This window comes from Bradyrhizobium sp. BRP20 (genome assembly GCF_020194215.1).
Classification (GTDB): Bacteria; Pseudomonadota; Alphaproteobacteria; order Rhizobiales; family Xanthobacteraceae; genus Bradyrhizobium; species Bradyrhizobium yuanmingense.
Window position 1 is genome coordinate 344218 of record NZ_JADYVY010000001.1, and the last position, 22920, is coordinate 367137.

Below are 22920 nucleotides of genomic sequence, written 5' to 3' on the forward strand. Positions count from 1 at the left end.
GGGAGACGTGATGGCATCCCTGATCGCCGGTGGCATCGACTGCGACGTGCATCCGGCCGTGCCGCATCTGACCAGCCTGCTGCCGTACCTGAACGATTATTGGCGCGATCAGGTCACGACGCGCGGCATGGTCGACCTTATCTCGCAATCCTATCCGCAGAACTCGCCGATCACCGCGCGGCCGGACTGGCGCCCCGAGACCGGCAAGCCCGGCGAGAGTCTGGAGGCCATGCAGCGTCACGTGCTCGATCCCTTCCAGCTCAAGCATGCGATCTGCAACCCGCTCTACGGCGTTCAGATGGTGTTTTCGGAAGACATGCAGGCCGCCTTCTGCCGCGCGCTGAACGATTGGCTGGCGAAGGAATGGCTCGATCGCGACGCGCGGCTGCGTGGCTCGATCGTGATCCCCACGCAAAGCGTCGAGAAAGCGGTTGCCGAGATCGAGCGCTGTGCACCGGACAAGCGCTTCGTGCAGGTGCTGATGCTTGTCATGGGCGATACGCCGCTCGGCAAGCGCGCGCTGTGGCCGATCTACGAGGCCGCGGAACGTCTGGAACTCCCGGTCGGCATCCATGCCGGTTCCGCCTACCACAATCCGCCGACCGCCGTGGGTTGGGGGTCCTATCACATCGAGGATTATGTTGGGCAGGCCCAGGCGTTCCAGACCCAGCTCACCAGCCTGATCGTCGAGGGCGTGTTCGCCAAATATCCGCGGCTGAAAATGGTGATGCTGGAGTCCGGCGTGTCCTGGATCGCGCCCTATCTGTGGCGCCTGCACAAGTTCTGGCGCGGGGTACGGATGGAGACGCCCTGGGTCGATCGCGCGCCGCTGGAGATTGTGCGCAGCAACATCCGTTTCTCGTTACAGCCATTTGATGCGCCGCCGGAACCTCAGACATTAATTCGCCTGTTTGATCATATGCAGTCCGACGAATTGGTCCTATTCTCCACGGACTATCCGCACTGGCAGTTCGACGGCCAGGACGCGCTGCCCGAAGGTCTGTCCCCCGATCTCGTGCGCAAGATCATGATCGACAATCCGCATGCAACCTATCCCCGCCTGAAATGAGCCCGCTGCCAAAGGAGGCAAGGCGATGAATATCCAGTTCCGCGAGAACCAAGAAGCCGCTTCCCCACTGAACGTCAAAACCGCAATCGCGGACTGCGACATCCATCCGGCGCGTACGACCCACACCGAGCTCTACCCCTACCTCGCCAAACGCTGGCAGCACCATCTCGAGGTTTACGGCGTCCATGCCTATCAGGGCATGATGGAAGGCCCGCCCTATCCGAAGGCCCAGCCCAACGCCTCGCGCCGCGATGCCTATCCGCCGGAAGGCGGCCCGCAGGGCTCCTCGCTCGCCTTCATGCAGAAGCAATTGCTCGATCCCAACAACGTGCAGCTGGGCGTGCTCAATCCGCTCAACACCGGGCAGGGCATCCGCAATCACGAGCTCTCGGCCGCTCTGTGCTCGGCGATCAACGATTGGCAGATCGACAAATGGACCAGCAAGGACAAGCGGCTGAAGGCCTCCATCGTCGTGGGCAATGAGGATGGGCTGTCGGCTGCGGCCGAGATCCGCGAGCGCGCCGGGGACAAGAATTTCGTGCAGGTGCTGCTGCTCAGCCGCAATGTCGAGCCGCTCGGCCAGCGTCGCTATTGGCCGATCTATCAGGCCGCGGAAGAAGCCGGCCTTCCCGTCGGCGTGCACGCCTTCGGCTTCGGCGGCAATCCGATCACCCCCTCGGGCTGGCCGTCCTATTACATCGAGGAGATGGTCGGGCATTCGCAGTGCCAGCAATCGGCGCTTGCGAGCCTGGTTTTGGAGGGCGTGTTCGAGCGCTTCCCGAAATTGAAGATGGTGATGATCGAGGCCGGCTTCGGCTGGGCGCCGTCACTGGCGTGGCGGCTGGACAAGGCCTGGCAGCGGCTCAGGAGCGAGGTGCCGCATGTAAAACGGCCGCCGTCGGAATATATCCGCGAGCAGGTGTGGTGGACGACGCAGCCGATGGAAGATCCTGAAAGGCGCGAGGATCTGTTCGATGTCATCAAATGGATCGGCTGGGATCGTCTCTTGTTCGCCACCGATTATCCGCATTGGGACTATGACGAGCCGTCGCGCGTGCTGCCGGCGGGAGTCAGCGAGGACAATCGCGAGGCGTTCTATCTCGGCAACGCAAAGAAGCTGTACGGGATAACCGCATGATCCGAAAAAGTGTGAAGCGGTTTTTCGGTCAGATCATGCGGAAAACATAGCATGGCGCGGCATGTGATTGCCGCGGTCGACGAGCTTCCGCCCGGCACACGAAAATTCCTGGAGATCGACGGGCGGCCGATCGCAGTCTTCAACATCAAGGGCGAATATTTCGGCCTGATGAACCGCTGCCCACATCAGGGCGCGGCGCTATGCGAGGGGCCATTGATCGGTCTCGCACAGTCGAGCAATCCCGGCGAGATCGAATACACCAAGTTAGGTGAGATCATCCGCTGCCCCTGGCACGGCTGGGAGTTCGACATCCGCACCGGCCAATCCTATTGCGACCCCCGCCGTTTCCGCGTGAAGGCCTATCCCGCCCATGTCGAGCCGGGCGCGAGCGTGGTGAAGGGACCGTATGTCGCCGAGACGATTCCGGTCAGGATCGAGAGCGATTACGTGGTGGTGGAGCTGTAGGCGGCACGGGCAGTACGCCCCTCGCCCCGTTCTTACGGGGAGAGGTGAAGAGAGTGCGCGTCCCGAAATGACACCGTCTAGCGGCCCGCCACCGGCTCCGGCACCGCATCATAGGCCGGCACTGTGCCGCCGCCGCGATACACCGTCGAGGCCGCGATGATGCCGAGCAGGGCGGCGAACATCAGCCAGAAGCCGGGCGCGGCCTTGTCGCCGGTGCGCTCGATCAGCCAGGTCGAGGCGAACGGCGTGAAGGTGCCGAACAGGGCGGCGGCGAGCGCGAAGGCGAGCGAGAAGCAGGTGGTGCGCACATGCGCCGGCACGATCTCGACGAGTGCGCCGAGCATGGTGCCGCTGTAGACGCCGAAATAGAACGAGAACATCATCTCGACCGCGAGCAACTTGCCGAACGTCGGCGCGGCCACCAGCCAGTGCAGCGCCGGATAGGCGGTGATGAGCGAAAGGCCCGCGATGGCGAGCAGTACCGGCTTGCGGCCGATGCGATCGGACAGCGCGCCGCCGACCGGATTCCAGACGAAGTTGCTCACCGCCACCAGCAGCGTGACCAGCAGAGCATCCTGGGTCGACAGCTTCAGCACGGTCTTGCCGAAGGTCGGCGTGTACACCGTGACGAAGTAGAACGTCGTCGTGGTCAGGATCGCGATCATCATGCCGAGCACCACGATGCGCCAGTTGGCGAGGGCGGAGGCGAGCACCTCGCGCGTCGTCGGATGCTTTCTCATCGCGAGGAAGGCTGGTGTCTCCTCCAGCGTCCGCCGCAGGACGAAGATCAGCGGAATAATCAGGCAACCGACGAAGAAGGGAATGCGCCAGCCCCAGGCGGCCACCGTGTCGGCCGGCATCACCTCGGAAAGAATGAAGCCGAGGATCGAGGCCACGAAGATCGCGACCTGCTGGCTCGCGGATTGGAACGAGGTGTAGAAGCCGCGATTGCCGGGCGTTGCAATTTCGGCGAGGTACACCGACACGCCCCCGAGCTCGACGCCTGCCGAGAAGCCCTGCAGCAACCGGCCGATCAGCACGATGACCGGCGCGGCGATGCCGATGGTCGCGTAGCTCGGGCAGAACGCGATGACGACGGTGCCGAAGGCCATGATGCCGAGCGTGACGATCAGGCCTTGGCGGCGGCCGATGCGGTCGATATAGGCGCCGAGCACGATCGCGCCGACGGGACGCATGAGAGCGCCGAGCCAGAACACGCCGAACGTGTTGAGTAGCGAGGCCGTCTCGTTGGTGGAGGGGAAGAACGCCTTGCCGATCGCGGCGGCATAGAAGCCGAACAGGAAGAAGTCGAACTGCTCGAGGAAATTGCCCGAGGTCGCGCGCAGGATGGCGCCGATGCGCGATTTGATTGCGGGTGGATTGGTCGATGCGGCTGATCCAGCCATGGCGTTCTCCCCTTGGAAGGCGTGGCCGGCCGAGAATCGTTCTCTCGGCAAGGCGACAGATTGATGCTGCGACAATCTGCCATACCCCTTCCCGCGCGGGGCGAGGCGAGTCAACCGATTTCGCCGGGGAAGCTGATGAATTTTCAGGCTTTATTTTGCGCTGCAGCGATCATCCAGTCGCGAAAAGCGACCAACTTTGGCGCCTCACGACGGCCCTCGGGCGAGACCAGGTAAAAGCCGGCGTCCGCCGGCAGCGCGATCTTGAAGGGGACCACGAGCCGGCCCTTGGCGATGTCGTCCTGCACATAGGAGGTCCGTCCCATCGCGACGCCGATGCCGTCGATGGCGGCCTGGATGGTCATGAAGATCATGTCGAAGGTGATGCCGGGGTGCCTTGCGATATCGGCCGGCAGGCCCGCCGCGGTCAGCCACAGCCGCCAGTCGTCGCTGTTGGTGCTCGACGTGTGCAGCAGCGGATGGTTGCGCAGATCCTCGGGGCGGCGCAGCGGCTTGTCGCCGCGCAGCAGCGACGGGCTGCACACCGGAAACAGCTCGTCCGCCATCAGCCAGTCGGCGCGCAGGCCGGGCCATTGGCCGCGACCATAGCGGATCGCGGCATCGACATTGTCGCGCTGGAAGTCGACGAGGCTGGTCGAGGTGGTGATGCGCACATCGATGCCGGGGTGCTGCTCCTGGAAATCGGTCAGCCGCGGCAGCAGCCATTTGGCGGCGAGCGAGGCCAGCGTCGACACTGTCAGCACCTTGTCGTCGTCCTTGCGCAGGAGACGGTCCGTGGCGAGGCGCAAATCATTGAAGGCGGCGCGGACGCCCGGCAAATAGTCGCGCGCCTCCGGCGTCAGCGCCAGCGCGCGGTTCTGCCGGATGAACAGGCGGATGCCGAGCTCCTCCTCCAGCCTGCGGATCTGATGGCTGATCGCGGTCTGGGTCACGTTCAGCTCGCTGGCTGCGAGCGTGAAGCTGAGATGGCGCGCGGCGGCCTCGAACGCCCGCAATCCGTTCAGGGAGGGCAATCTGGCAGTCATTTGGCAGCAGGATGCATGACGTTATTTCATGCGAAAAGGTACAAATTGTCGTTTGTCGCGGCGCAGCAGAAGGCAGATATTAGCGGTCAACTTAGCTCCAGGAGCTGAAAATGTCTACATTGACCGACAATTCGATGACAAATCATCATGCACAGGGCGTCCTCTACCAGATCGGCGAGGTCCTTCACGTCTGGCACGAGCGCTACCGGACCCGGCGCGAGCTGACCCACTGGACTGCCCGCGATCTCCAGGACGTCGGGCTGTCCTGGTCCGACATTGCCTACGAGGCCGACAAACCCTTCTGGCGGGCCTGATAGGCCGCCAGGCCGGCGCCGCCTGAGCACAGGGGCGCCGGCGGTCCCCTTTTCCGCTGGGCATGTGTCATGAGCTCGCTTCGCCTCGAAGACCTCAAGCAATATTCGGACGTGCTGCGCACAAGGCACGGTGAGCGGCTCAATGTCCGCTTCGTCGAGCCGCGCGACACCGATGAGCTGCAGCACTATTTCCGCTCGCTCTCGACCCGCTCCCGCTACAACCGCTTCTTCGGCGCGATCAGCGAGTTGCCGAAGGGCCTGCTGCACGATTTCCTCGACGTCGGCGAGCGCGAACGCTTCACAATCGTGGCGACCATGATGGTCGACGGCTTCGAGACCATCGTGGCCGAAGCCCGCTATGCCTTCCACGCCGAGACCGCGACGCTCGAGTTCGGCCTCTCGGTCGATGACCGCTGGCAGGGCCACGGCATCGCCACCGCGCTGATGAAGAATCTCGAATGCCGCGCGGCCGCGCTCGGCGCCGAGCACATGTTCGGCGACACGCTGCGCGCCAACGAGACCATGGTCTCGCTCGCGCGCAAATCCGGCTTCACGTTCGTCAACCACCCTGATGACTGGAAGCTGGTGCGCTTCGACAAGGAGATCAGTGTCGAACCGAAAGACATTCCCTGCGCGAGCTGGCGCCTCGCCGCCCTTTCCCGTCAGGCCGACAGCCCCTCAGCCTCGGCCTGACATGACTGCAGCCCGGCCTGGCCAAGCCAGAGCCGGGCTTTTTTTGCGCTCTATCTCCCCTCGTCATTCCGGGGCGCGCGTAGCGCGAACCCGGAATCCATTTCACCGCGCGTTTTGCGGCCCAATGGATTCCGGGTTCGATGCTGCGCATCGCCCCGGAATGACGGCGCTTGTGTCGGAGCTACTTCCCCGTGAACACCGCCTTGCGCTTGTCGATGAAGGCCTGCACGGCCTCCTTGTGGTCGGCGGTCGTGGTGAGGCGGACCAGCCGCTCGGCTTCGTGGTCGCGCGCGGTTTCGAAGTCGAACAGCAGGGCCTCGTCGAGATTGTCCTTCATGTAGCGGAGCGCGAGGCGCGGGCCTTCGGCGAGCGATTTGGCCAGTGCGAACGCCTCGGTCTGCAATTTGTCGTCGGGCACGACGCGGTTGACGAGGCCGATCGCCTCGGCGCGCGCGGCATCGACGCGCTCGCCGGTGAACATCAATTCGCGCGCCCGCGCGGTGCCGACCAGCCGAGTGAGCAACCAGGCGATGCCATAATCGCCGCTGAGCGCGATGCGGGCATAGCCGGTGGCGACGAAGGCGGATTGCGCGGCGATGCGGATGTCGCAGGCCATGGCGATGGCGAGCCCGGCGCCGACCGCGGGGCCGGGCAGCGCAGCGATCGTCGGCTTGCGCACAGACACCAGCGCGCCGGTGAGCAGCCGCTGCCGCTCCTGCAGGTCGGCGACCTTGTCGTCAAAGGACATGTCGAGCTTCGCCTTGTCGCGATGCGCACCCATGCCCTTGACGTTGCCGCCGGCGCAGAAGGCTTCGCCCGCGCCGGTCAGCAGCAGCGCGCCGACATCGGGATTCTCGCCGCAGCTCCGGATCATCGTGCGCAGCGCCGGCGTCAGCGCGTCCGACAGCGAATTGCGCGCCTCCGGCCGGTTGAGTGTGATCACAGCGACGCGGTCGCGGATCGTGCAGAGGAGCTCATTCGTGCCGGTATCGATGGTGGTTTCCGTGGTCATGGTTTCTCCCTTCCTTCGTCATTGCGAGCGAAGCGAAGCAATCCAGAATCTTTCGGCGGAGACAGTCTGGATTGCTTCGTCGCTTCGCTCCTCGCAATGACGGGTATTGTTGTCAGCTTGCCCTCAAAACCTCTCCACCCAGGGCCGCAGCTCCAGCTCCCAGCTCCAGGCGCTGCGCGGCTGCTGCAGCACGTTCCAATAGCTCTGTGCGATTGCGTCGGGATCGAGCATCGAGTCCGGCTTGTCCGCCGGATCCGTCCGCGCGGCGCTCCTGATGCCGCCGTCGATGACGAAATGCGCGACATGGATGCCCTGCGGCGAGAGTTCGCGCGCCATGCTCTGGGCAAGGCCCCGCAGCGCGAACTTGCCCATGGCGAAGGGAGCGGACTGCGCATAGCCCTTGACGCTGGCGGAGGCGCCGGTGAACAGGATCGCGCCGTGCTGGTTCGGCAGCATGCGCTTGGCGGCCTGCTGCGCCACCAGGAAGCCGCCATAGGCGCTGACCGCAATCGCCTGCGCGACGTCGGCCGGCACGAGATCGACGAACGGCCCGCGCGTGCGGCCGGAGGCGTTGTAGACGACGAGGTCGGGCGTGCCGATCTCGCGCTCGACCAGACCGAACAGCCGCTCCACCTCGTCGGGCTCGGTGGCGTTGCAGGCATAGGCCTTGGCCCCGGTCTCGGTGCAGAGCGCGCCAAGCTTCTCGATCTTGCGTGCGGCGAGCGCGATGCGGATGCCCTGCGCCGCTAGCAGGCGCGCCAGCGATGCGCTGAGGCCTTCGCCGGCACCGACGATGAGGGCGATCTTGTACTTCGGGTGTTCCATGGCGTGATCTCTCGGAGGTAGGAGCCGCTGATCTATGCATGGTCCGCGCAGACAACCAGCCGGCGCGATCACAATTCCGCAGGGCGAGTTGCTCCCTCGCGGCGATCATGCCGCCCTGACATTTTGCGGCTTTATCGCTGTCCGCGACTGGAGCATGATCGACATCATCCAAAGCGGCAAGCGCAAAGAATTGCCGTCGGACGGAAACGAAGAGGACGATCATGCCCGGACCGGTTAAAGCGCAGCCAAAAGATATCGCGGCCGCACCCTCCGGCCTGCTGGCGCCCGATACGTCGGGCATGAATTTCTACCGCGCCGATCCCGCGCTCAGGGACCTGCTCCGCATCCATCTGCCGGAGAATCTGTTCCGACACATCGAGCCGCATCTCGACCGGCTCGGTGAGCTCGCCGGCGGCCATCTCGACGAATGCGCGCGGCTCGCCGACCGGCACACGCCCATCCTGCACCAGCGCGACAAGTTCGGCCGCGACGTGCAATGGATCGAATATCATCCGGCCTATCGCGAGCTGGAGAACGCCGCGTTCGGCGAGTTCGGCATCCACGCGCTTTCAATCCGCAAAGGCATCATGGGCTGGTCGGACAAATACCCTGTTGTGGCCAAGCACGCCTTCACCTTCCTGTTCAACCAGACCGAATTCGGCATGGGCTGCCCGATCAACGTCACCGATGGCTGCGCCAAGCTCTTGGCGAATTTCGGCAGCGAGGCGCTCAAGGCGAAATATCTGGATGGCCTGACCTCGACCGACATGAGCAAGCTGACCCAGGGCGGCCAGTTCATGACCGAGAAGGAAGGCGGCTCCGATGTCGGCACGCTGACCACGCGAGCCGTGCAGGAAGGCGACCATTGGCGCCTCTATGGCGAGAAATGGTTCTGCTCGAATGCCGACGCCAAGGTCGTGATGCTGTTGGCGCGCCCTGAAGGCGCCGGCCCCGGTACGCGCGGCGTCGGCCTGTTTTTGATGCCGCGCTTCCTCGACGACGGTTCGCAGAACCACTACCGGATCGTGCGCCTCAAGGACAAGCTCGGCACCCGCTCGATGGCCTCTGGCGAGATCAAGCTTGAAGGCGCGATCGCCTACGCTGTCGGCAAGCTTGACCGCGGTTTCGTGCAGATGGCCGAGATGGTGAACTCCTCGCGGCTCTCCAACGGCGTCAAGTCCACCGCGCTGATGCGCCGCGCTTATCATGACGCGATGACGGTGGCGACCAACCGCGTCGTGTTCGGCCAGCGCATTATCGATCTGCCGCTGGGGCGGCGACAAATGCTGAAGATCATGCTGCCGGTGGAGCAGGGCCTGTCGATGAGCTTCCTCACTGCTGATGCCCTCGACCGTGCCGAGGCCGGCAGCCAGGATGCCGCGGCGCTGCTGCGCATTCTCACGCCGACGCTGAAGTTCCGCGCCACGCGCGATGCGCGCAAGGTTTGCGGCGATGCGCTCGAGATGCGCGGCGGCATCGGCTATATCGAGGAATTCGCCACCGCCCGCCTGTTGCGCGATGCGCATCTCGGCTCGGTCTGGGAAGGCACCGGCAACATCGTCGCGATCGATGCGCTCCGCCGCGCAGTAGGCCGCCACGGCGCGGAATCCGCGCTCGCGGCCGATCTGCACGCCCGGCTCGACGACAGTGGCTCGGTACCGCAGGCCTGGCGCGATCATCTGCGTGGCCTCACCGACCGCGCCGTCGGCTTCGCACGTGAAGTCGCGGCCAAATCCGAGAACGAAGCCGATGCGCGCCGCGCCACCAGCGCGCTCTATCACGTCGCCAGCGCGGTCGCGTTCGCCTGGGAAGCACACCGCATTCACGAGATGCGCGGCGATGCACGCCGGCTGCTGCTGTCGCGCCTCGTGATCGACCACCGCGTGACGCCGAGCGATCCGTTCCGGCTCACGGAAAATGCCGCGCAGGCGAAGATGGCCGAACTGCTGCTTGGCGATCGCGCAGCCGGCATGAGCGAGGTTGGCGAACTGGTTCTGGCAGCGTAGGCTGCGCGCTGCGATCAAACAAAAAGCGCGATAGGGAGTGTTCGATGAAGGCCGCCGTCCTCTATGAAGTCAATCAGCCGCTCGTCATCGAGGACATCAGCCTGCCGAAGCCGGGACCGCGCGAGGTGCTGATCCGGACCGCCGTCGCCGGCCTCTGCCACTCCGACCTGCATTTCATGGAAGGGCTCTATCCGCATCCGCTGCCTGCCGTGCTCGGGCACGAATCCGCCGGCGTGGTCGAGCAGGTCGGCTCCGATGTCACCTATGTGAAGCCCGGCGACCATGTCGTCACATGTCTCTCCGTCTTCTGCGGCACCTGCGACAATTGCACCACCGGCCGCACCGTGCTCTGCACCGACGCGACGGTGAAGATGCTGCCGGGCGTCTCGAACCGGATGCAGTGGTCGAAGCCGGAGAAGCTGCACCAATTCCTCAATCTCTCCTCCTTCGCCGAGCAGATGCTGGTGCACGAGAATGCCATCGTGAAGATCCGCAAGGACATGCCGCTCGATCTCGCCGCGCTGATCGGCTGCGGTGTCATCACCGGCTATGGCGCGGTGGTGAACACGGCGAAGGTGACGGCCGGCGAGACCGTGGCGGTGATCGGCTGCGGCGGCGTCGGCATGGCCGCGATCAACGGCGCGCAGATCGCCGGCGCCGGCCGTATCATCGCCATCGATACCAATCCCGCAAAACTCCAGCTCGCGACCAAGCTTGGCGCGACCGACATCATCAACCCGGCCGACGGCGATGTCGTCAAGCAGGTCCGCGACCTCACCAATGGCGGCGTGCACCATTCCTTCGAGGTGCTCGGCCGCAAGGAGACGGCCGAGCAGGCTTTTGCGATGCTCGCCTCCGGCGGCACCGCCACCATCGTCGGCATGATCCCGTTTGGGCAGAAGATCGAGCTGCACGGCTTCGACTTTCTGCGCGAGCGCAAGATCCAGGGCTCCTCGATGGGCTCGAACCACTTTCGGGTCGACATGCCGCGCCTGGTCGACTTCTATTTGCGCGGCTGGCTGCATCTGGAAGACTGGATCTCGGCCAAGCTGAAGCTCTCCGAGATCAACGAGGGTTTTGCCAACATGAAGGCAGGCAAGACGCTACGCAGCGTGATCGTGTTCGATAGCTAGCGGCCGTTACGGTGTCATCGCCCGGTCAAGCCGGGCATGACAGTTCGTAGCCCGGATGGAGCGAAGCGCAATCCGGGATCTTTGTCGCGGATCGGCTGTCCCGGATTTCGCTTCGCTCCATCCGGGCTACAGGACTTCGAAGCATCAATCGTCGAACATCTTCGGCGGCACGAAGCCGCCGAACTCGCGCTCGATCAGCTCGGCGAGCTTGAGCGGCGTCCTGTCCTCGAGGAAGGGACCGACGATCTGCACACCCACAGGCAGACCGTGTTTCGACAGGCCGAGCGGAACGGCCGTCGCTGGCAGGCCCGGAAGCGTTGCGATGCCCGGCCAGGCGAGCTGGTCGGAATAGGGGTAATCCTTGCCGTCGATGCTGATCGTTCGCAGGCGTTGTTCCGGCGAATGATCGTGCGGAAAGGCCGGCGTCGGCATGATCGGGCAGATCACCGCGTCGAAGCTCTTGAACAACGCCCGCCATTGCGCGCGGAGCACGGCGCGGGTCCCTGCGTCGAGGACCCAGGCGCGGTGGCTCGCGGTGATGCCGCGCAGCCGCTCCGCGTCAAGGCTGGTGTCCTCCGGTGACAGCTGGCTCGCCCGCGCCTGCGCATCCGCCAGCTCGTCGGGAGGTAGGAACGCGCCGAGGAAACCCAGCAGCATGCGCATGTAAAGCCGGGACGTCTCCGCGAAGTCCGGGAGCAGCGCGCTCTCGCGTGCGACGGTGACGCCGGCCTTCGCAAGATCGATTGCGAGCTTGTCGATTGCGCTGCGGACATCCCGGTCGCTCGGCAGCAGAGGATGGCTGTCGATCACCAGGATACGAAAATCCCGCAGCGACTGATGCCGCGCGGCCGGCAAATCGAGCTTGTAGGCGATACCGATGTCGAGAGGATCGGGTCCCGCCATGACGTCGAGCAGCAAGGACAGATCCGCCGCATTGCGCGCCATCGGCCCGATGACGGCGAGGTCGCCCTCGCGCGGAATGGCTGGAAACGGCGGCGGGGTCTCGCCGCGCGCCGCGCAGAGATTGAGGGTCGGCTTGTGCGCGAACACGCCGCAATGAAATGCCGGCACACGCAGGGAGCCGCCGATGTCCGAGCCGGTGGCGAGCGCGCAATAGCCTGCGGCGAGGGCTGCCGCCGATCCCCCGGACGAACCGCCCGGCGTGCGGCCGAGATCGTAGGGGTTGTTGGTGGTGCCGTAGATGTCGTTGTAGCTCTGCCAGTCGCCGAGGCCGACCGGCACGTTGGTCTTGCCGAGGATCACGCCGCCGGCCTGCTTGATGCGGGTCACCGCCAGCGCGTCTTCCACGGGCTTGAAGCCCTTCTGCGGCACGAATCCCCAGGTCGTCGGCAGGCCTGCGATGTTGAAGGATTCCTTGATCGTCGTGGGCAGGCCGAGCAGCGGCTTGCACTCGCCGCGTGCCAGCGCCGCATCCGCCTCGCGCGCCGCAACGAGCGCGCGATCGAAATCGCGCACGCACACCGCGTTGATCCTGCCGTCGTGCCGTTCGATACGCGCCATCGCGTCATGCGTCAGCTCGACCGCCGAGACCTTCTTCGCGCGCAACGCGGCCGACAATTCGACCGCACTCCTGAAACTCCATTCCGATCCGGCCACGGCGCTTCTCCCGCTCTGATTGCTCGAAGATGATGCGCAGTCTGGCCGAATCTCGCAACGGCTGTTTGATGGAGATTGTGGTTCCCGGTCAAATCAGGCCACGCCCGCCTTGGCGAGGAAGTCGAGCAGCAACCTGCTCACCGCGGCCGGCTGCTCCTGCTGGACCCAATGGCCTGCGCCGTCGACGAGATGGCAGCCGAGCATCTTCGTGCACGCGCTGCGCTGCATTGTCTCGAAAGCGCCGGCCCGTTGATAGGTGCCCCAATCCTGCTTGCCCGAGATGAAGCAGGAGGGCACATCGATGCTGCGGCCGGCAAACAGCTGCATCTCGTTGTTGAGTGTGCCCGACGTGCCGTAGCGGTACCATTGCAGCCCGCCCTGAAATCCGGTGCGGCTGTATTCGGCGCTGTAATAGGCAAGGTCGCTATCCGGCAGCCATTGGTTCGCGGCGATCGCGGCCGGCGAGGGCATTTCCTTCGCGACCGTCTCGGCCATGGTCTCATGCAAGTCCATCACGTAATAGGTCGGCAGCTTCGCCAGCTCCTGCGCCGACCATGCTTGCAGCGGATAGGGCTTGTTGTCGATCCAGTCCGCGCTCTTGTGATGATAATAGGCGCGCAGGAAATCATGCACGCCCTGCGGTGCCTGCTGCATGTGGGCATTGGCTTCCCGTGTCGAATAATACCATTGATAGTGCTTGCGTGGCCGCGGCAGCGCGGCGAGCTCGCGATGCACCGGGTCTTCCACCGCGGGCTTTGCCGGATTGTCGACCGTGCCGAACGGCAGCGCCGGTGGACCGCCGAACGGCGCGCTCATCATCGTCACCGAACGAAACACGTCGGGCCGGATCAAGGCGCACCAGGCCGCGACCGGGCTTCCGAAATCATGCCCGACCACGTCGACCTGCCTGTAGCCGAACGCCGACACCAGGCCGAGCGCATCGCGCACGAGATTGAGGAGCGAGAACGGCGCGAGAGGGCCATCGTACTCCGCGGTCCATCCCGTGGTGCGCCCGTAGCCGCGCTGGTCCGGTGCGATCACGTGGTAGCCGGCCGCGCTGAGCGCCGGCATCACCTTGCGCCAGGAGAAGGCGAGCTCGGGAAAGCCGTGTAGCAGCAGGATGCAAGGCCGTCCTTTGGTCTCGAATCCGGCCTCCAGCACATGCATCCGCAAGCCGTTGATGCCCTCGACGTGACGCGAGCGGATGCCGGCGGGCAGGGGGATGTCGGGGAGCGCGGTCATCGTATTCTCCACACGGGCAGTATCGTAGGGTGGGTTAGCCCCGGGGATTGCGCGAAGCGCAAGCCGCGCGGCGTAACCCACGTCTTTATTCTCCGCGGAGGCAGAAGTGGTGGGTTACGCTCGGCGTCTGCGCTTCGCGCAGCCGCAGAGCTAACCCACCCTACGACAGCCAGACTAAACCGCCACACATTCGAACGCGTTGCCCTTGCGCCTGATCTTCCCGACCGACGGCGAGGGGAAATGCGCGGTGCAGCACAGCGTGTCGGTGTCGCAATAGCGTTCCAGGAAGCTGCGGCGCGTTTTCGCGGCTTCGGCCGAATCGACGTCGAACTTGATCGACAGCTCCGGATAGAGCGTCTGCAGCGGTGAGTGGATGAGATCGCCCGAGAACACCGCATCGTCCTTGCCGCGGCCCATCGTGATGGCGATATGGCCCGGCGTATGGCCAGGTGTCGGCAGGATGCGGACGTGGTCGCCGATCTCGTGGTCGTTGCCGACGAGCTCGTGCCTGTTGGCCTCGACCACCGGCAACACGCTGTCGACGAAGGGCGGGATCTCCGTCTTCTCGTTCTGCGCGGACCAGTGATCGAATTCCTGCTTGGCGAACAAATAGCGCGCCTTGGGGAAGGTCGGCACCCAGCGGCCGTTCTCCAACCGCGTATTCCAGCCGACATGGTCGACATGCAGATGCGTGCACATCACAAAGTCGATGTCGTCGACCGAAAACCCCGCGGCGCCGAGGCCGCGCAAATAGGTGTCGTCGGTCTTCATGTTCCATTTCGGCCGCGGCCGCGGCTTGTCGTTGCCGATGCAGCTGTCGACCAGGATGGTGTGGTGCGGCGTCTTCACCACGTAGGACTGGAAGCACAGCAGCAGCACGTCCTCTTCGTCCAGCGCCTTCGCCTCGCGCATCCACGCCCGGTTCTCGGCCAGCACCTCGGCCGTCAGCCCCGGCAGCATCTCAAGCGCCGGGACGAACGAGGTCTCCTGCTCGATGACGCGATGGATGGTGAGATCGCCGACCGAGAATCTGAGGCTCATGAGAACTCCTGAACTCTATGCAGGTGGCGGCACCGAGATCTTCACCGAGGGCCGCTCCAGCATCTTCTGGTGGAAGGCGTCGAGCTTCGGATAGGCCTTGCGCCAGCCGCAATCGGCGAAGCGGAAGTCGGCATAGCCGAGCACGCAAACGAGGCCGATCTGCGAGATGTCGAACGGGCCGTTCAGCACGTCAGGCATGTTCTCGAAGCGCGCCATGCCGGTCCAGGCCCTGTTCCAGTGGTCGTCCGACCAAGCCTGCCATTGCAGGCCCTGCGGCCGCACCATCTTCTCGTAGCGGCACAGCAGCATGGAATCGAGCATGCCGTTGATCAGCGAGTGATTGGTCTTGGCTTTCCAGCGCCGCGGGCCGTAATCCGGGATCAGGCTGCCGCCGGCGATCTCGTTGAGATATTCGACGATGACATAGGAATCCAGGATCACGTCGCCGTCATTGGTGATCAGCACCGGCAGCTTCTTCAGCGGCGTGATCTTCGAATAATCCTCGTTGGCGGTGCCCGGCGTGACGCTCGCGGGCACGAGCTCGATCTTGTCGATCAGCCCGAGCTCGATCGCAGCGATGCGCACCTTGCGGGCAAAGGGCGAGGCGGGGGAGAAGGTGAGCTTCATGGAGAGTATCCCACAAATGAACGTTTTGTTTCGTCATTGCGAGGAGCGAAGCGACGAAGCAATCCAGAGTGTTGCCGCGGAGGGATTCTGGATTGCTTCGCTTCGCTCGCAATGACGGCGAGAGGGCGGAGGCTTACGCCGCCACGATCTCCTGGCGCTGCTCGCCGAGGCCTTCGATGCCGAGCGTGACGACGTCGCCGACATTGAGGAAGGTCGGCGGCTTCATGCCGAGGCCGACGCCGGGCGGCGTGCCCGTGGTGATGACGTCGCCGGGCAGCAGCGTCATGAACTGCGAGACATAGGAAATGCACTTGGCCATTGAGAAGATCATGGTCTTGGTCGAGCCGGTCTGGCGGCGCTGGCCGTTGACGTCGAGCCACATCGACAGGTTCTGCACGTCCTTGATCTCGTCCTTGGTGGCGAGCCACGGCCCGAGCGGGCCGAACGTGTCGTGCGACTTGCCCTTGGTCCATTGGCCCAGGCGCTCGATCTGGAAAGCGCGCTCGGAGACGTCGTTGCAGACGCAATAGCCGGCGACGTGGTTCAGCGCGTCGGCTTCCGAGACGTATTTGGCGCGGGTGCCGATGATGGCGGCGATCTCGACCTCCCAGTCGAGCTTGGTCGAGCCGCGCGGCTTCTCGACGGGATCATTCGGGCCCGACAGCGAGGTATTGGCCTTCATGAAGATGATCGGCTCGCTCGGGATCTCGGCGCCGGTCTCCTTGGCATGGTCGGAATAGTTGAGGCCGATCGCGACGAATTTCGAGATACCGGTGACGGGGGCGCCGAACCGGGGCTTGCCGGAGACGGCGGGCAGCGAGGCGGGATCGAGCGCGGCCAGCTTCTTCAGGGATTCAGGCGAATAGGCCTCGCCGGTGAGGTCCTTCAGATGCGCCGACAGGTCGCGCAACTGGCCGGATCTGTCGATCAGGCCGGGCTTTTCCGCACCCTTCTCGCCATAACGAACAAGCTTCATTCTCGTTTCTCCCTGGGAATGGACCGATCGGTTAACTGCTTCATGGAACAGGGCGGCGGGAAATTCAACCGCCCAAAACGGGCATCACCCCAGCGCCACGAACCTGAATGCGTCGCCGTCTCGCTTGATATGTCCGGCGGAATAATGACCGCCGATCACCAGTGTGGGTGTGTCGGCAAAGCGCGAGAACACCGCATGCCGGCTTGCCGCCGAACGCGCGGGATCAGTATCCACAGTCGAGCACCAGTCGAGATGGGCCATCTGGCAGGGATGATGGGCAACGTCGCCGGTCAGAAGCGCCTGCTCGCCGTCGGACTCGATCAGGACGCTCATGTGCCCCGGGCTGTGACCGGGAGTTGGGATCATTTCGATCTCCTCGCAAAGCCGATGGTCACTCGGAACCAGATCGGCTTGGCCGGCATCGACCACTGGCTTCACGGAGTCGTTGAACACCGCGACCTTGTCCGGCTCGGCCGTGTAATCACGCCAATGATCATATTCGGTCCTGCCGAAAACATAGCGCGCCTTCGGGAACGTCGGCACCCATCGGCCGTCAACCAGCCGCGTATTCCAGCCGACATGGTCGACGTGAAGATGCGTGCACAGCACGGTGTCGATGCTGTCAGGCGGAAACCCCGCCGCGGTCATGGTCTCCAAGAACGGCGTGCTGCGGTTGTTCCAGGTGGGGACGCCGCGGCCTTGCTTGTCGTTGCCGAGGCCGGTGTCCACCACGATCCGGCGCGTCGGCGTCTCCACCACCAGCGAGTGGATCGACATTTTCAGCCGGCCTTCGTCGGTGGCGAAATGCGGGATCAGCCAGGGCAGCTTCTGGATCTCGTCATGGGTGGCTGCCGGCAGGATGAAGCGGGTCGAGCCGACCGTCTCCATTTCGACGAATTTCGTGATCCTGACCTTGCCGACCTTCCACTGCATCCGCCGCCTCCCATTTTCTTGCTCTTGCGCTGGAACATGCACGTTTTCTGCCATCGGGCGCAATGGATCATCTGAGGTGATGTGGCGTTATCGCGGGGAACTGGATGCTAGCCGAAGAGGACGCCATGCCAGAGCTTGCGATTTCCGCGGAAAAGGTCGCCTTTATCATCGAGAAGGCGCGCGAATTCGACGTCAAGGAGGGGGCTTCTGATCCGGACTCCGGCTCGAACGCGGCCGACGACGATATGATGGACGTCCTCGACGACGATGGCTCCGATCCTGTCGTCCAGGAGCTCGGAAGCTTCATGATCGCCTTGAACGAGGACGAGCAGCTCGATCTCGTCGCGCTGACCTGGCTCGGACGCGGCGATGGCACGATCGATGACTGGGACGATCTGCGCGCCCGCGCGTCGGAGGCGCGCCGTGAATATGGCAGCCCACGCCGCGAAACGGTGCACTATCTGCTCGGCGAGCCCATGCTGGGCGATCTGCTCGCGAACGGGCTCGACGAATTCGGCATCGACTGGACCGATGAGCGCACCACCGCCGATTCCTCCGCTCCGAGCCAGCAGGATGAGGACGAGCCGACCAAGCAGCGGTGATGATTTTACCTCGCCCCGCTTGCGGGGAGAGGTGGGCGCGAAGCGCCGGGTGAGGGGGAGTCTCCGCGAGTCCGACTGTCACCGTGCTTTGCGGAGAGAGCCCCTCACCCCAACCCTCTCCCCCGTAAGAACGGGGCGAGGGAGTACATCTGCAAACGCGACTACAGCGTCCCCGGGAACGCACCACCATCCAGCAGAATGTTCTGTCCGGTGATGAAGCCGGCCTTGGCGCCGCACAGGAAGGCGCAGGCATAGCCGAATTCGTCGGGCTGACCGAAGCGCCCCGCGGGGTTGAGCTTGGCGCGCTCGGCCAGGATCTGCTGCGGTGTGACACCGCGCTTGTCGGCTTCGCCCTTCGCGGTGCTGGTCAGGCGATCGGTCTCGAACGGGCCCGGCAGCAAGCCGTTGATGGTGACGTTGTTGATCACCGTCTTGCGCGACAGGCCGGCGATGAAGCCGGTGAGGCCGGCGCGCGCGCCATTGGAGAGGCCGAGAATGTCGATCGGCGCCTTCACCGCGGCCGAAGTGATGTTGACGATGCGGCCGAACTTGCGTGCCATCATGCCGTCGACCGTCGCCTTGATCAGCTCGATCGGGGTCAGCATGTTGGCGTCGATCGCCTTGATCCAGTCGTCGCGGGTCCAGTTGCGGAAATCGCCGGGCGGCGGGCCGCCGGCATTGTTGATCAGGATGTCGGGCTCGGGGCAGGCCTTCAGCACCGCCTCGCGGCCCGCCGGCGTCGTGATGTCGCCGACGATCTCGGTGACCGTCACGTCGGGATAGGCCTTGCGGATCTCGTCGGCGGTCTTCTTCAGCGCATCAGCGCCGCGCGCGGTCAGCGTGACGTCAACGCCGGCCTCCGCCAGCGAGAAGGCGCAGGCGCGCCCGAGGCCCTTGCTGGATGCACAGACGATGGCGCGGCGACCTTTGATCCCAAGATCCACTGTTTCACTCCCGTAAATGTCAGGCAGGTTTTGGACGGCGGCTACATTAGCCAACTGTGATGCCGCTGATAAGGGATCGGCCCGCACCAAAATGCATGGCGTGCGCTGCGGCGATGCAAATGCGCGGGCATGATCTGGACTAGATCCGCCGCTCCTGCTTGAGGCGGTCGATTGCGGCGGCAGCCTCCGGCGGCAGCGACTTGAAGCCCATCTGGCCCGCGGTCGAGAACAGCGGCCGCAGATGCGAGCCGGCGAGGAAGGGCGGCTGGCGGTTCGTCGGCACGATCTGATCGAACACCAGCACCAAGGTGGTGGCGACGAGGCCGACCCTGACGGCGCCGAGCGCCGCGCCGCCGAGCCGGTCGCCGAGGCCGGCCTCGCCGATCGTGTCGTTCAGCGCGATGCGGCCGATGTGGCCGAACAGCATGCCGACGACCACGAAGATGGCGAAGAACCAGATCCAGTTCTGCAGCAGCGGCGAGTTCGGATTGCCGGCGATCTGCGGTGCGATCAGCGGCATCAGCGCCACCGCGATCGGCGCGGCGAGCAGATAGGCGAGGATGGTCATGGCGCTGCGCAGCAGCCCGGTCCTGAACCCCAAGCCGACCGCGACTGCCAGCGCGGCATAGACGGCGAGATCGAAACTGTTCATGCGCGAAAGCCCTGCCTCGACGGAACGAATGAAACGCCGAGCCGATCATTCCGGTTTCAGATCGCTAAAATCGTCTGTATTGGTGGCTCCAAAGCTTAAAGGAACCGTCCAAGGAACGCGTCATGTCAGACCTATTCGACGTCAGTAAAGAAACCATCCTCGTCACGGGTGCGAGCCAGGGGCTCGGCCGGCAATTTGCCCGGGTGCTGGCGGCGCATGGTGCGGCCGTGGCGCTCGCCGCGCGGCAGGCCGACAAATTGAAGGGCCTGGAAGAGGAGATTCGCGGCAAGGGCGGCCGCGCCGCGGCGGTCGCGCTCGACGTCACCGACACCGCCTCGATCGCCAGGGCGGTCGATGCCGCCGAGGCCGCGCTCGGCCCCGTCACCGTGCTGATCAACAATGCCGGCATCGCCATCGAGAAGCTCGCGACCGAGCAGACCGAGGCGGATTGGGACGCCGTGATCGGTGCCAATCTCAAAGGCGCCTATTTCCTCGCAACCGAAGTGGCGCGGCGCATGATCGCGCGCAAGCAGCCGGGCAACATCGTCAACATCGCCTCCGTGCTCGGCACCGGCGTCTTGAAGGCGCTCTCGCCTTACGCGATCTCCAAGGCCGGCATCATCCAGGCGACGAGAGCGATGGCGCTCGAGCTCGCCGGCCAGAACATCCGCATCAACGCGCTCGCGCCCGGCTATATCGACACCGAGATGAACCACGCCTTCTGGTCGACGCCGGCAGGCGAGCGCCTCGCCAAGCGCATCCCGCAACGCCGCGTCGGCGCCGAGTCCGATCTCGACGGCGCGATTCTGCTGCTGGCGTCGAATGCGTCGCGCTACATGACGGGCAGCGTGGTGACCGTGGACGGCGGGTTCCTGCTGAATTGAGCCCAACTGTCGTCCCGGACAAGCGCGCCCCAAGCGCGCGCCGATCCGGGACCCATAACCACAGGACGTGGTTTGCCGAAGACTCGGAGTTGCCATCTCGCGGCACGACTTCTCCCTGTGGTTATGGGTCCCGGATCGGCGCTTACGCTTGTCCGGGACGACAGCGGCATATGACGCGACACCGTCGCCTAACTCGCCCGCATCTCCCCCCGGATCATATCCGCTGCCTTCTCCCCGATCATGATGGTCGGCGCATTGGTGTTGCCGCCGACCAGCGTCGGCATGATCGAGGCGTCGACGACGCGCAATCCTCCGATGCCATGCACCTTCAACGCCGGATCGACCACGGCCATCGCGTCGGTGCCCATCTTACAGGTGCCGACGGGGTGATAGACGGTGTCGACACGCGCGCGCAGAATGGCGCGGATGTCCTCGTCCGTCTTCACGTCGGATGTGAACATGTCCTTCTTCTGCAGCGCCCGCATCGCAGGCGTCTCCATCAGTCGCCGCGTCGTCTTGAAGCCGGCGACCATCGCCTCGAGATCCTCCGCCTCGCCCAGAAAGTTCGGGTCGATCATCGGCGTTGCGAGCGGATCGGCGCTTTTCAGCCAAATGCTGCCGCGGCTCTTCGGCCTGAGCAGACAGAAATGGCATGAGAAGCCCGCCTCCTTGTGCTTCTTGCGGCCGTGATCGTCGAGCATCGCGATGACGAAGTGGAGCTGGATATCAGGCACGCCGAGATCAGGCCGGGTTTTCAGGAAGCCGCCGCATTCGGCGAAATTGGTGGTCATCACGCCGCGCCGCTCGCGGCGATATCGCTGGATACCGCGCAGCAGGGATGGCAACCGACTGATCGAGGCGTGAACGAAGTGCGGATAGTCGGAGGCGTAGACGAACACGAAGTCCGGATGGTCCTGCAGATTGCGCCCGACGCCCGGCAGGTGATGCACGACGTCGATGCCGTGGGCGGCAAGCGCATCACCATCGCCAATGCCCGACAGCATCAATAGCTGCGGCGACTGGAAGGCGCCGGCGGCGAGGATCACCTCGCGGCGGGCGCGCAGCTGCCTTGTCTGCCCGCCCTGCACATATTCGATGCCGACGGCGCGCCCTGCTTCGAACAGGATCTTCGTTGCCTGCGCTCCCGTCTCGACCCGCAGATTCGGCCGCTTGCCGAGATGAGGAGCCACATAAGCCCGCGCCGCGCTCCAGCGCTCGCCGCCCCGCTGCGTCACCTGGTAGCTGCCGAGCCCTTCATGGTCCTCGGCATTGAAGTCCTCGCGGATCCGGAACTGCGCCTCGCGTGCGGCCTGATGGAAGATGTCGTGAATCGGATTGTCCGAGCGCAGCCGGTTGACATGCAGCGGTCCGCCCTTGCCGTGATATTCGCCGTCGAAATCGGCGTTGTCTTCCGAGCGCTTGAAGTAGGGCAGCACGTCCGCATACGACCAGCCGGAATTGCCGAGCGCGGCCCAATGGTCGTAATCCCATTTGTGGCCGCGGATATAGACCATGGCGTTGATCGCCGAGGACCCACCGAGGCCCTTGCCGCGCGGTTGATAGCCGATGCGGCCGTTCAAGCCCTTCTGCGGCACCGTATCGAAGGCCCAATTGGCCGCGGCATAGGGCAACGCGAGCCCGAATGGCGTCGTGATCCGCCAGGTGTCGTTCCGTCCCCCCGCATCGAGCAGCGCGACGGATGTCCCTGGATCCTCCGACAGCCGCCCCGCAATGGTGCAGCCGCCCGAGCCCGCGCCCACGACGACGAAATCGAATGTGTCGGTCAATGTTGTTTCCCCCGTTTACCGTCATTCTGGGGCGCGCGAAGCGCGAACCCGGAATCTCGAGGTTCGCTTCGCCTCCCGGAACGGCACCCCGGCGTTTTCGGCCTTAATCTTGTTGCCGCAGGCTGGCCGTTTGTGGAACTTCTGGCAAGAGCGCGCGGAACGGCGCGGAAACTCGTCCATTCCCCTGTCACAAAGTCGAAAAAAAAACGTTCCCGCAGCCCTTTCCAAAGGCAGTCCGCCTTGATACATACCCCCCGCACCCGACGGGCATTGCCCCTCGGGTCGCCTTCCAAGGAAGCCTTTGGGACGGAAGCGAAAAGCCAGCGCGGCCAGCGCCGGCCCTCAACCGACCGTCCCCAGGATTTAACCGAAGGCGCGCAAAGGTTTAACGCGGGGTGGAGCAGCCCGGTAGCTCGTCAGGCTCATAACCTGAAGGTCATAGGTTCAAATCCTATCCCCGCAACCAAATTCGGATTGACCGGATCCGAGACGACAACGGCCCGCTTGATGC

The 22920-nt window shown here is 64.6% G+C and carries 23 protein-coding genes and 1 tRNA gene; 11 read left to right on the top strand and 13 right to left on the bottom strand.

Going from position 1 to position 22920, the window contains the following annotated elements; genetic code table 11:
- Positions 1–10 precede the first annotated feature (10 nt).
- The 3 genes from I6F33_RS01655 to I6F33_RS01665 are packed head-to-tail and all read left to right on the top strand — an operon-like array spanning position 11 to position 2672.
- On the top strand, positions 11–1069 hold the full coding sequence (locus I6F33_RS01655; RefSeq protein ID WP_225140823.1) for an amidohydrolase family protein: 1059 nt from the start codon (positions 11–13) through the stop codon (positions 1067–1069).
- 25 nt (positions 1070–1094) lie between these two features.
- A complete protein-coding gene (locus I6F33_RS01660; protein WP_035997110.1) occupies positions 1095–2207 on the top strand; it encodes an amidohydrolase family protein in 1113 nt (370 codons plus the stop codon).
- Between the two features lie 51 nt (positions 2208–2258).
- Complete coding sequence (locus I6F33_RS01665; RefSeq protein WP_109142280.1) at positions 2259–2672, top strand: Rieske (2Fe-2S) protein; 414 nt, start codon at positions 2259–2261, stop codon at positions 2670–2672.
- 77 nt (positions 2673–2749) lie between these two features.
- On the opposite strand, the gene I6F33_RS01670 is transcribed toward I6F33_RS01665, so the two are convergent.
- Positions 2750–4078 (bottom strand): MFS transporter, encoded by a 1329-nt coding sequence (locus tag I6F33_RS01670; RefSeq protein ID WP_109142281.1) that lies wholly within the window; start codon positions 4076–4078, stop codon positions 2750–2752.
- A 143-nt stretch (positions 4079–4221) separates the two neighbouring features.
- A complete protein-coding gene (locus I6F33_RS01675; protein WP_036020936.1) occupies positions 4222–5121 on the bottom strand; it encodes a transcriptional regulator GcvA in 900 nt (299 codons plus the stop codon).
- Between the two features lie 110 nt (positions 5122–5231).
- Between I6F33_RS01675 and I6F33_RS01680 the strand changes: the two genes are divergently transcribed.
- A complete protein-coding gene (locus I6F33_RS01680) occupies positions 5232–5435 on the top strand; it encodes a DUF1127 domain-containing protein (RefSeq protein WP_035997119.1) in 204 nt (67 codons plus the stop codon).
- A gap of 69 nt (positions 5436–5504) precedes the next feature.
- Positions 5505–6128, top strand: a complete 624-nt coding sequence (locus tag I6F33_RS01685) for a GNAT family N-acetyltransferase (protein WP_225140825.1) — start codon at positions 5505–5507, stop codon at positions 6126–6128.
- A gap of 181 nt (positions 6129–6309) precedes the next feature.
- Here I6F33_RS01685 and I6F33_RS01690 read toward each other — a convergent pair whose 3' ends face one another.
- The gene (locus tag I6F33_RS01690; protein WP_109142285.1) at positions 6310–7140 is read right to left on the bottom strand and encodes an enoyl-CoA hydratase; all 831 of its coding nucleotides are present in this window, start codon (positions 7138–7140) and stop codon (positions 6310–6312) included.
- Between the two features lie 123 nt (positions 7141–7263).
- Positions 7264–7965 (bottom strand): SDR family oxidoreductase, encoded by a 702-nt coding sequence (locus I6F33_RS01695; protein ID WP_225140827.1) that lies wholly within the window; start codon positions 7963–7965, stop codon positions 7264–7266.
- A gap of 34 nt (positions 7966–7999) precedes the next feature.
- Here I6F33_RS01695 and I6F33_RS01700 point away from each other — a divergent pair, with 34 nt between their 5' ends.
- Genes I6F33_RS01700 through I6F33_RS01710 form a run of 3 tightly spaced genes read left to right on the top strand, consistent with a single transcriptional unit; the run spans position 8000 to position 11104 of the window.
- Complete coding sequence (locus I6F33_RS01700; RefSeq protein WP_035997131.1) at positions 8000–8203, top strand: hypothetical protein; 204 nt, start codon at positions 8000–8002, stop codon at positions 8201–8203.
- Positions 8187–9971: an acyl-CoA dehydrogenase family protein gene (locus tag I6F33_RS01705; protein ID WP_225140829.1), complete on the top strand. Its 1785-nt coding sequence runs from the start codon at positions 8187–8189 to the stop codon at positions 9969–9971. Before I6F33_RS01700 ends, I6F33_RS01705 begins: the two co-directional genes overlap by 17 nt.
- A 44-nt stretch (positions 9972–10015) precedes the next feature.
- A complete protein-coding gene (locus I6F33_RS01710) occupies positions 10016–11104 on the top strand; it encodes a Zn-dependent alcohol dehydrogenase (RefSeq protein ID WP_225140830.1) in 1089 nt (362 codons plus the stop codon).
- 144 nt (positions 11105–11248) lie between these two features.
- Here I6F33_RS01710 and I6F33_RS01715 read toward each other — a convergent pair whose 3' ends face one another.
- From I6F33_RS01715 to I6F33_RS01740, 6 genes are all read right to left on the bottom strand, one after another.
- Positions 11249–12721, bottom strand: coding sequence for an amidase (locus I6F33_RS01715; protein WP_225140831.1), 1473 nt, complete (start codon positions 12719–12721; stop codon positions 11249–11251).
- Positions 12722–12814: 93 nt separating this feature from the next.
- Complete coding sequence (locus tag I6F33_RS01720) at positions 12815–13963, bottom strand: alpha/beta hydrolase (protein WP_035997313.1); 1149 nt, start codon at positions 13961–13963, stop codon at positions 12815–12817.
- A 174-nt stretch (positions 13964–14137) separates the two neighbouring features.
- Positions 14138–15004, bottom strand: coding sequence for an MBL fold metallo-hydrolase (locus I6F33_RS01725; protein ID WP_225140832.1), 867 nt, complete (start codon positions 15002–15004; stop codon positions 14138–14140).
- 15 nt (positions 15005–15019) lie between these two features.
- A complete protein-coding gene (locus I6F33_RS01730) occupies positions 15020–15631 on the bottom strand; it encodes a glutathione S-transferase family protein (RefSeq protein ID WP_035997146.1) in 612 nt (203 codons plus the stop codon).
- A gap of 133 nt (positions 15632–15764) precedes the next feature.
- Complete coding sequence (locus tag I6F33_RS01735) at positions 15765–16607, bottom strand: fumarylacetoacetate hydrolase family protein (RefSeq protein ID WP_035997147.1); 843 nt, start codon at positions 16605–16607, stop codon at positions 15765–15767.
- 84 nt (positions 16608–16691) lie between these two features.
- On the bottom strand, positions 16692–17540 hold the full coding sequence (locus I6F33_RS01740; protein WP_036020963.1) for an MBL fold metallo-hydrolase: 849 nt from the start codon (positions 17538–17540) through the stop codon (positions 16692–16694).
- A gap of 125 nt (positions 17541–17665) precedes the next feature.
- Between I6F33_RS01740 and I6F33_RS01745 the strand changes: the two genes are divergently transcribed.
- Positions 17666–18142 carry a DUF3775 domain-containing protein gene (locus I6F33_RS01745; protein WP_035997316.1) on the top strand — a complete coding sequence of 159 codons (477 nt, stop codon included), beginning with the start codon at positions 17666–17668 and terminating at the stop codon, positions 18140–18142.
- Positions 18143–18303: 161 nt separating this feature from the next.
- Here I6F33_RS01745 and I6F33_RS01750 read toward each other — a convergent pair whose 3' ends face one another.
- Entirely contained in the window at positions 18304–19086 is a 783-nt protein-coding gene (locus tag I6F33_RS01750) for an SDR family oxidoreductase (protein WP_035997153.1), read from the bottom strand.
- A 139-nt stretch (positions 19087–19225) separates the two neighbouring features.
- Positions 19226–19738: a CvpA family protein gene (locus I6F33_RS01755; protein WP_036021099.1), complete on the bottom strand. Its 513-nt coding sequence runs from the start codon at positions 19736–19738 to the stop codon at positions 19226–19228.
- A 122-nt stretch (positions 19739–19860) separates the two neighbouring features.
- Here I6F33_RS01755 and I6F33_RS01760 point away from each other — a divergent pair, with 122 nt between their 5' ends.
- Complete coding sequence (locus I6F33_RS01760; RefSeq protein WP_225140833.1) at positions 19861–20622, top strand: SDR family oxidoreductase; 762 nt, start codon at positions 19861–19863, stop codon at positions 20620–20622.
- Positions 20623–20810: 188 nt separating this feature from the next.
- On the opposite strand, the gene I6F33_RS01765 is transcribed toward I6F33_RS01760, so the two are convergent.
- Positions 20811–22409, bottom strand: coding sequence for a GMC family oxidoreductase (locus tag I6F33_RS01765; protein ID WP_225140834.1), 1599 nt, complete (start codon positions 22407–22409; stop codon positions 20811–20813).
- 389 nt (positions 22410–22798) lie between these two features.
- Here I6F33_RS01765 and I6F33_RS01770 point away from each other — a divergent pair.
- Positions 22799–22875, top strand: a tRNA-Met gene (locus I6F33_RS01770).
- Positions 22876–22920 lie beyond the last annotated feature (45 nt).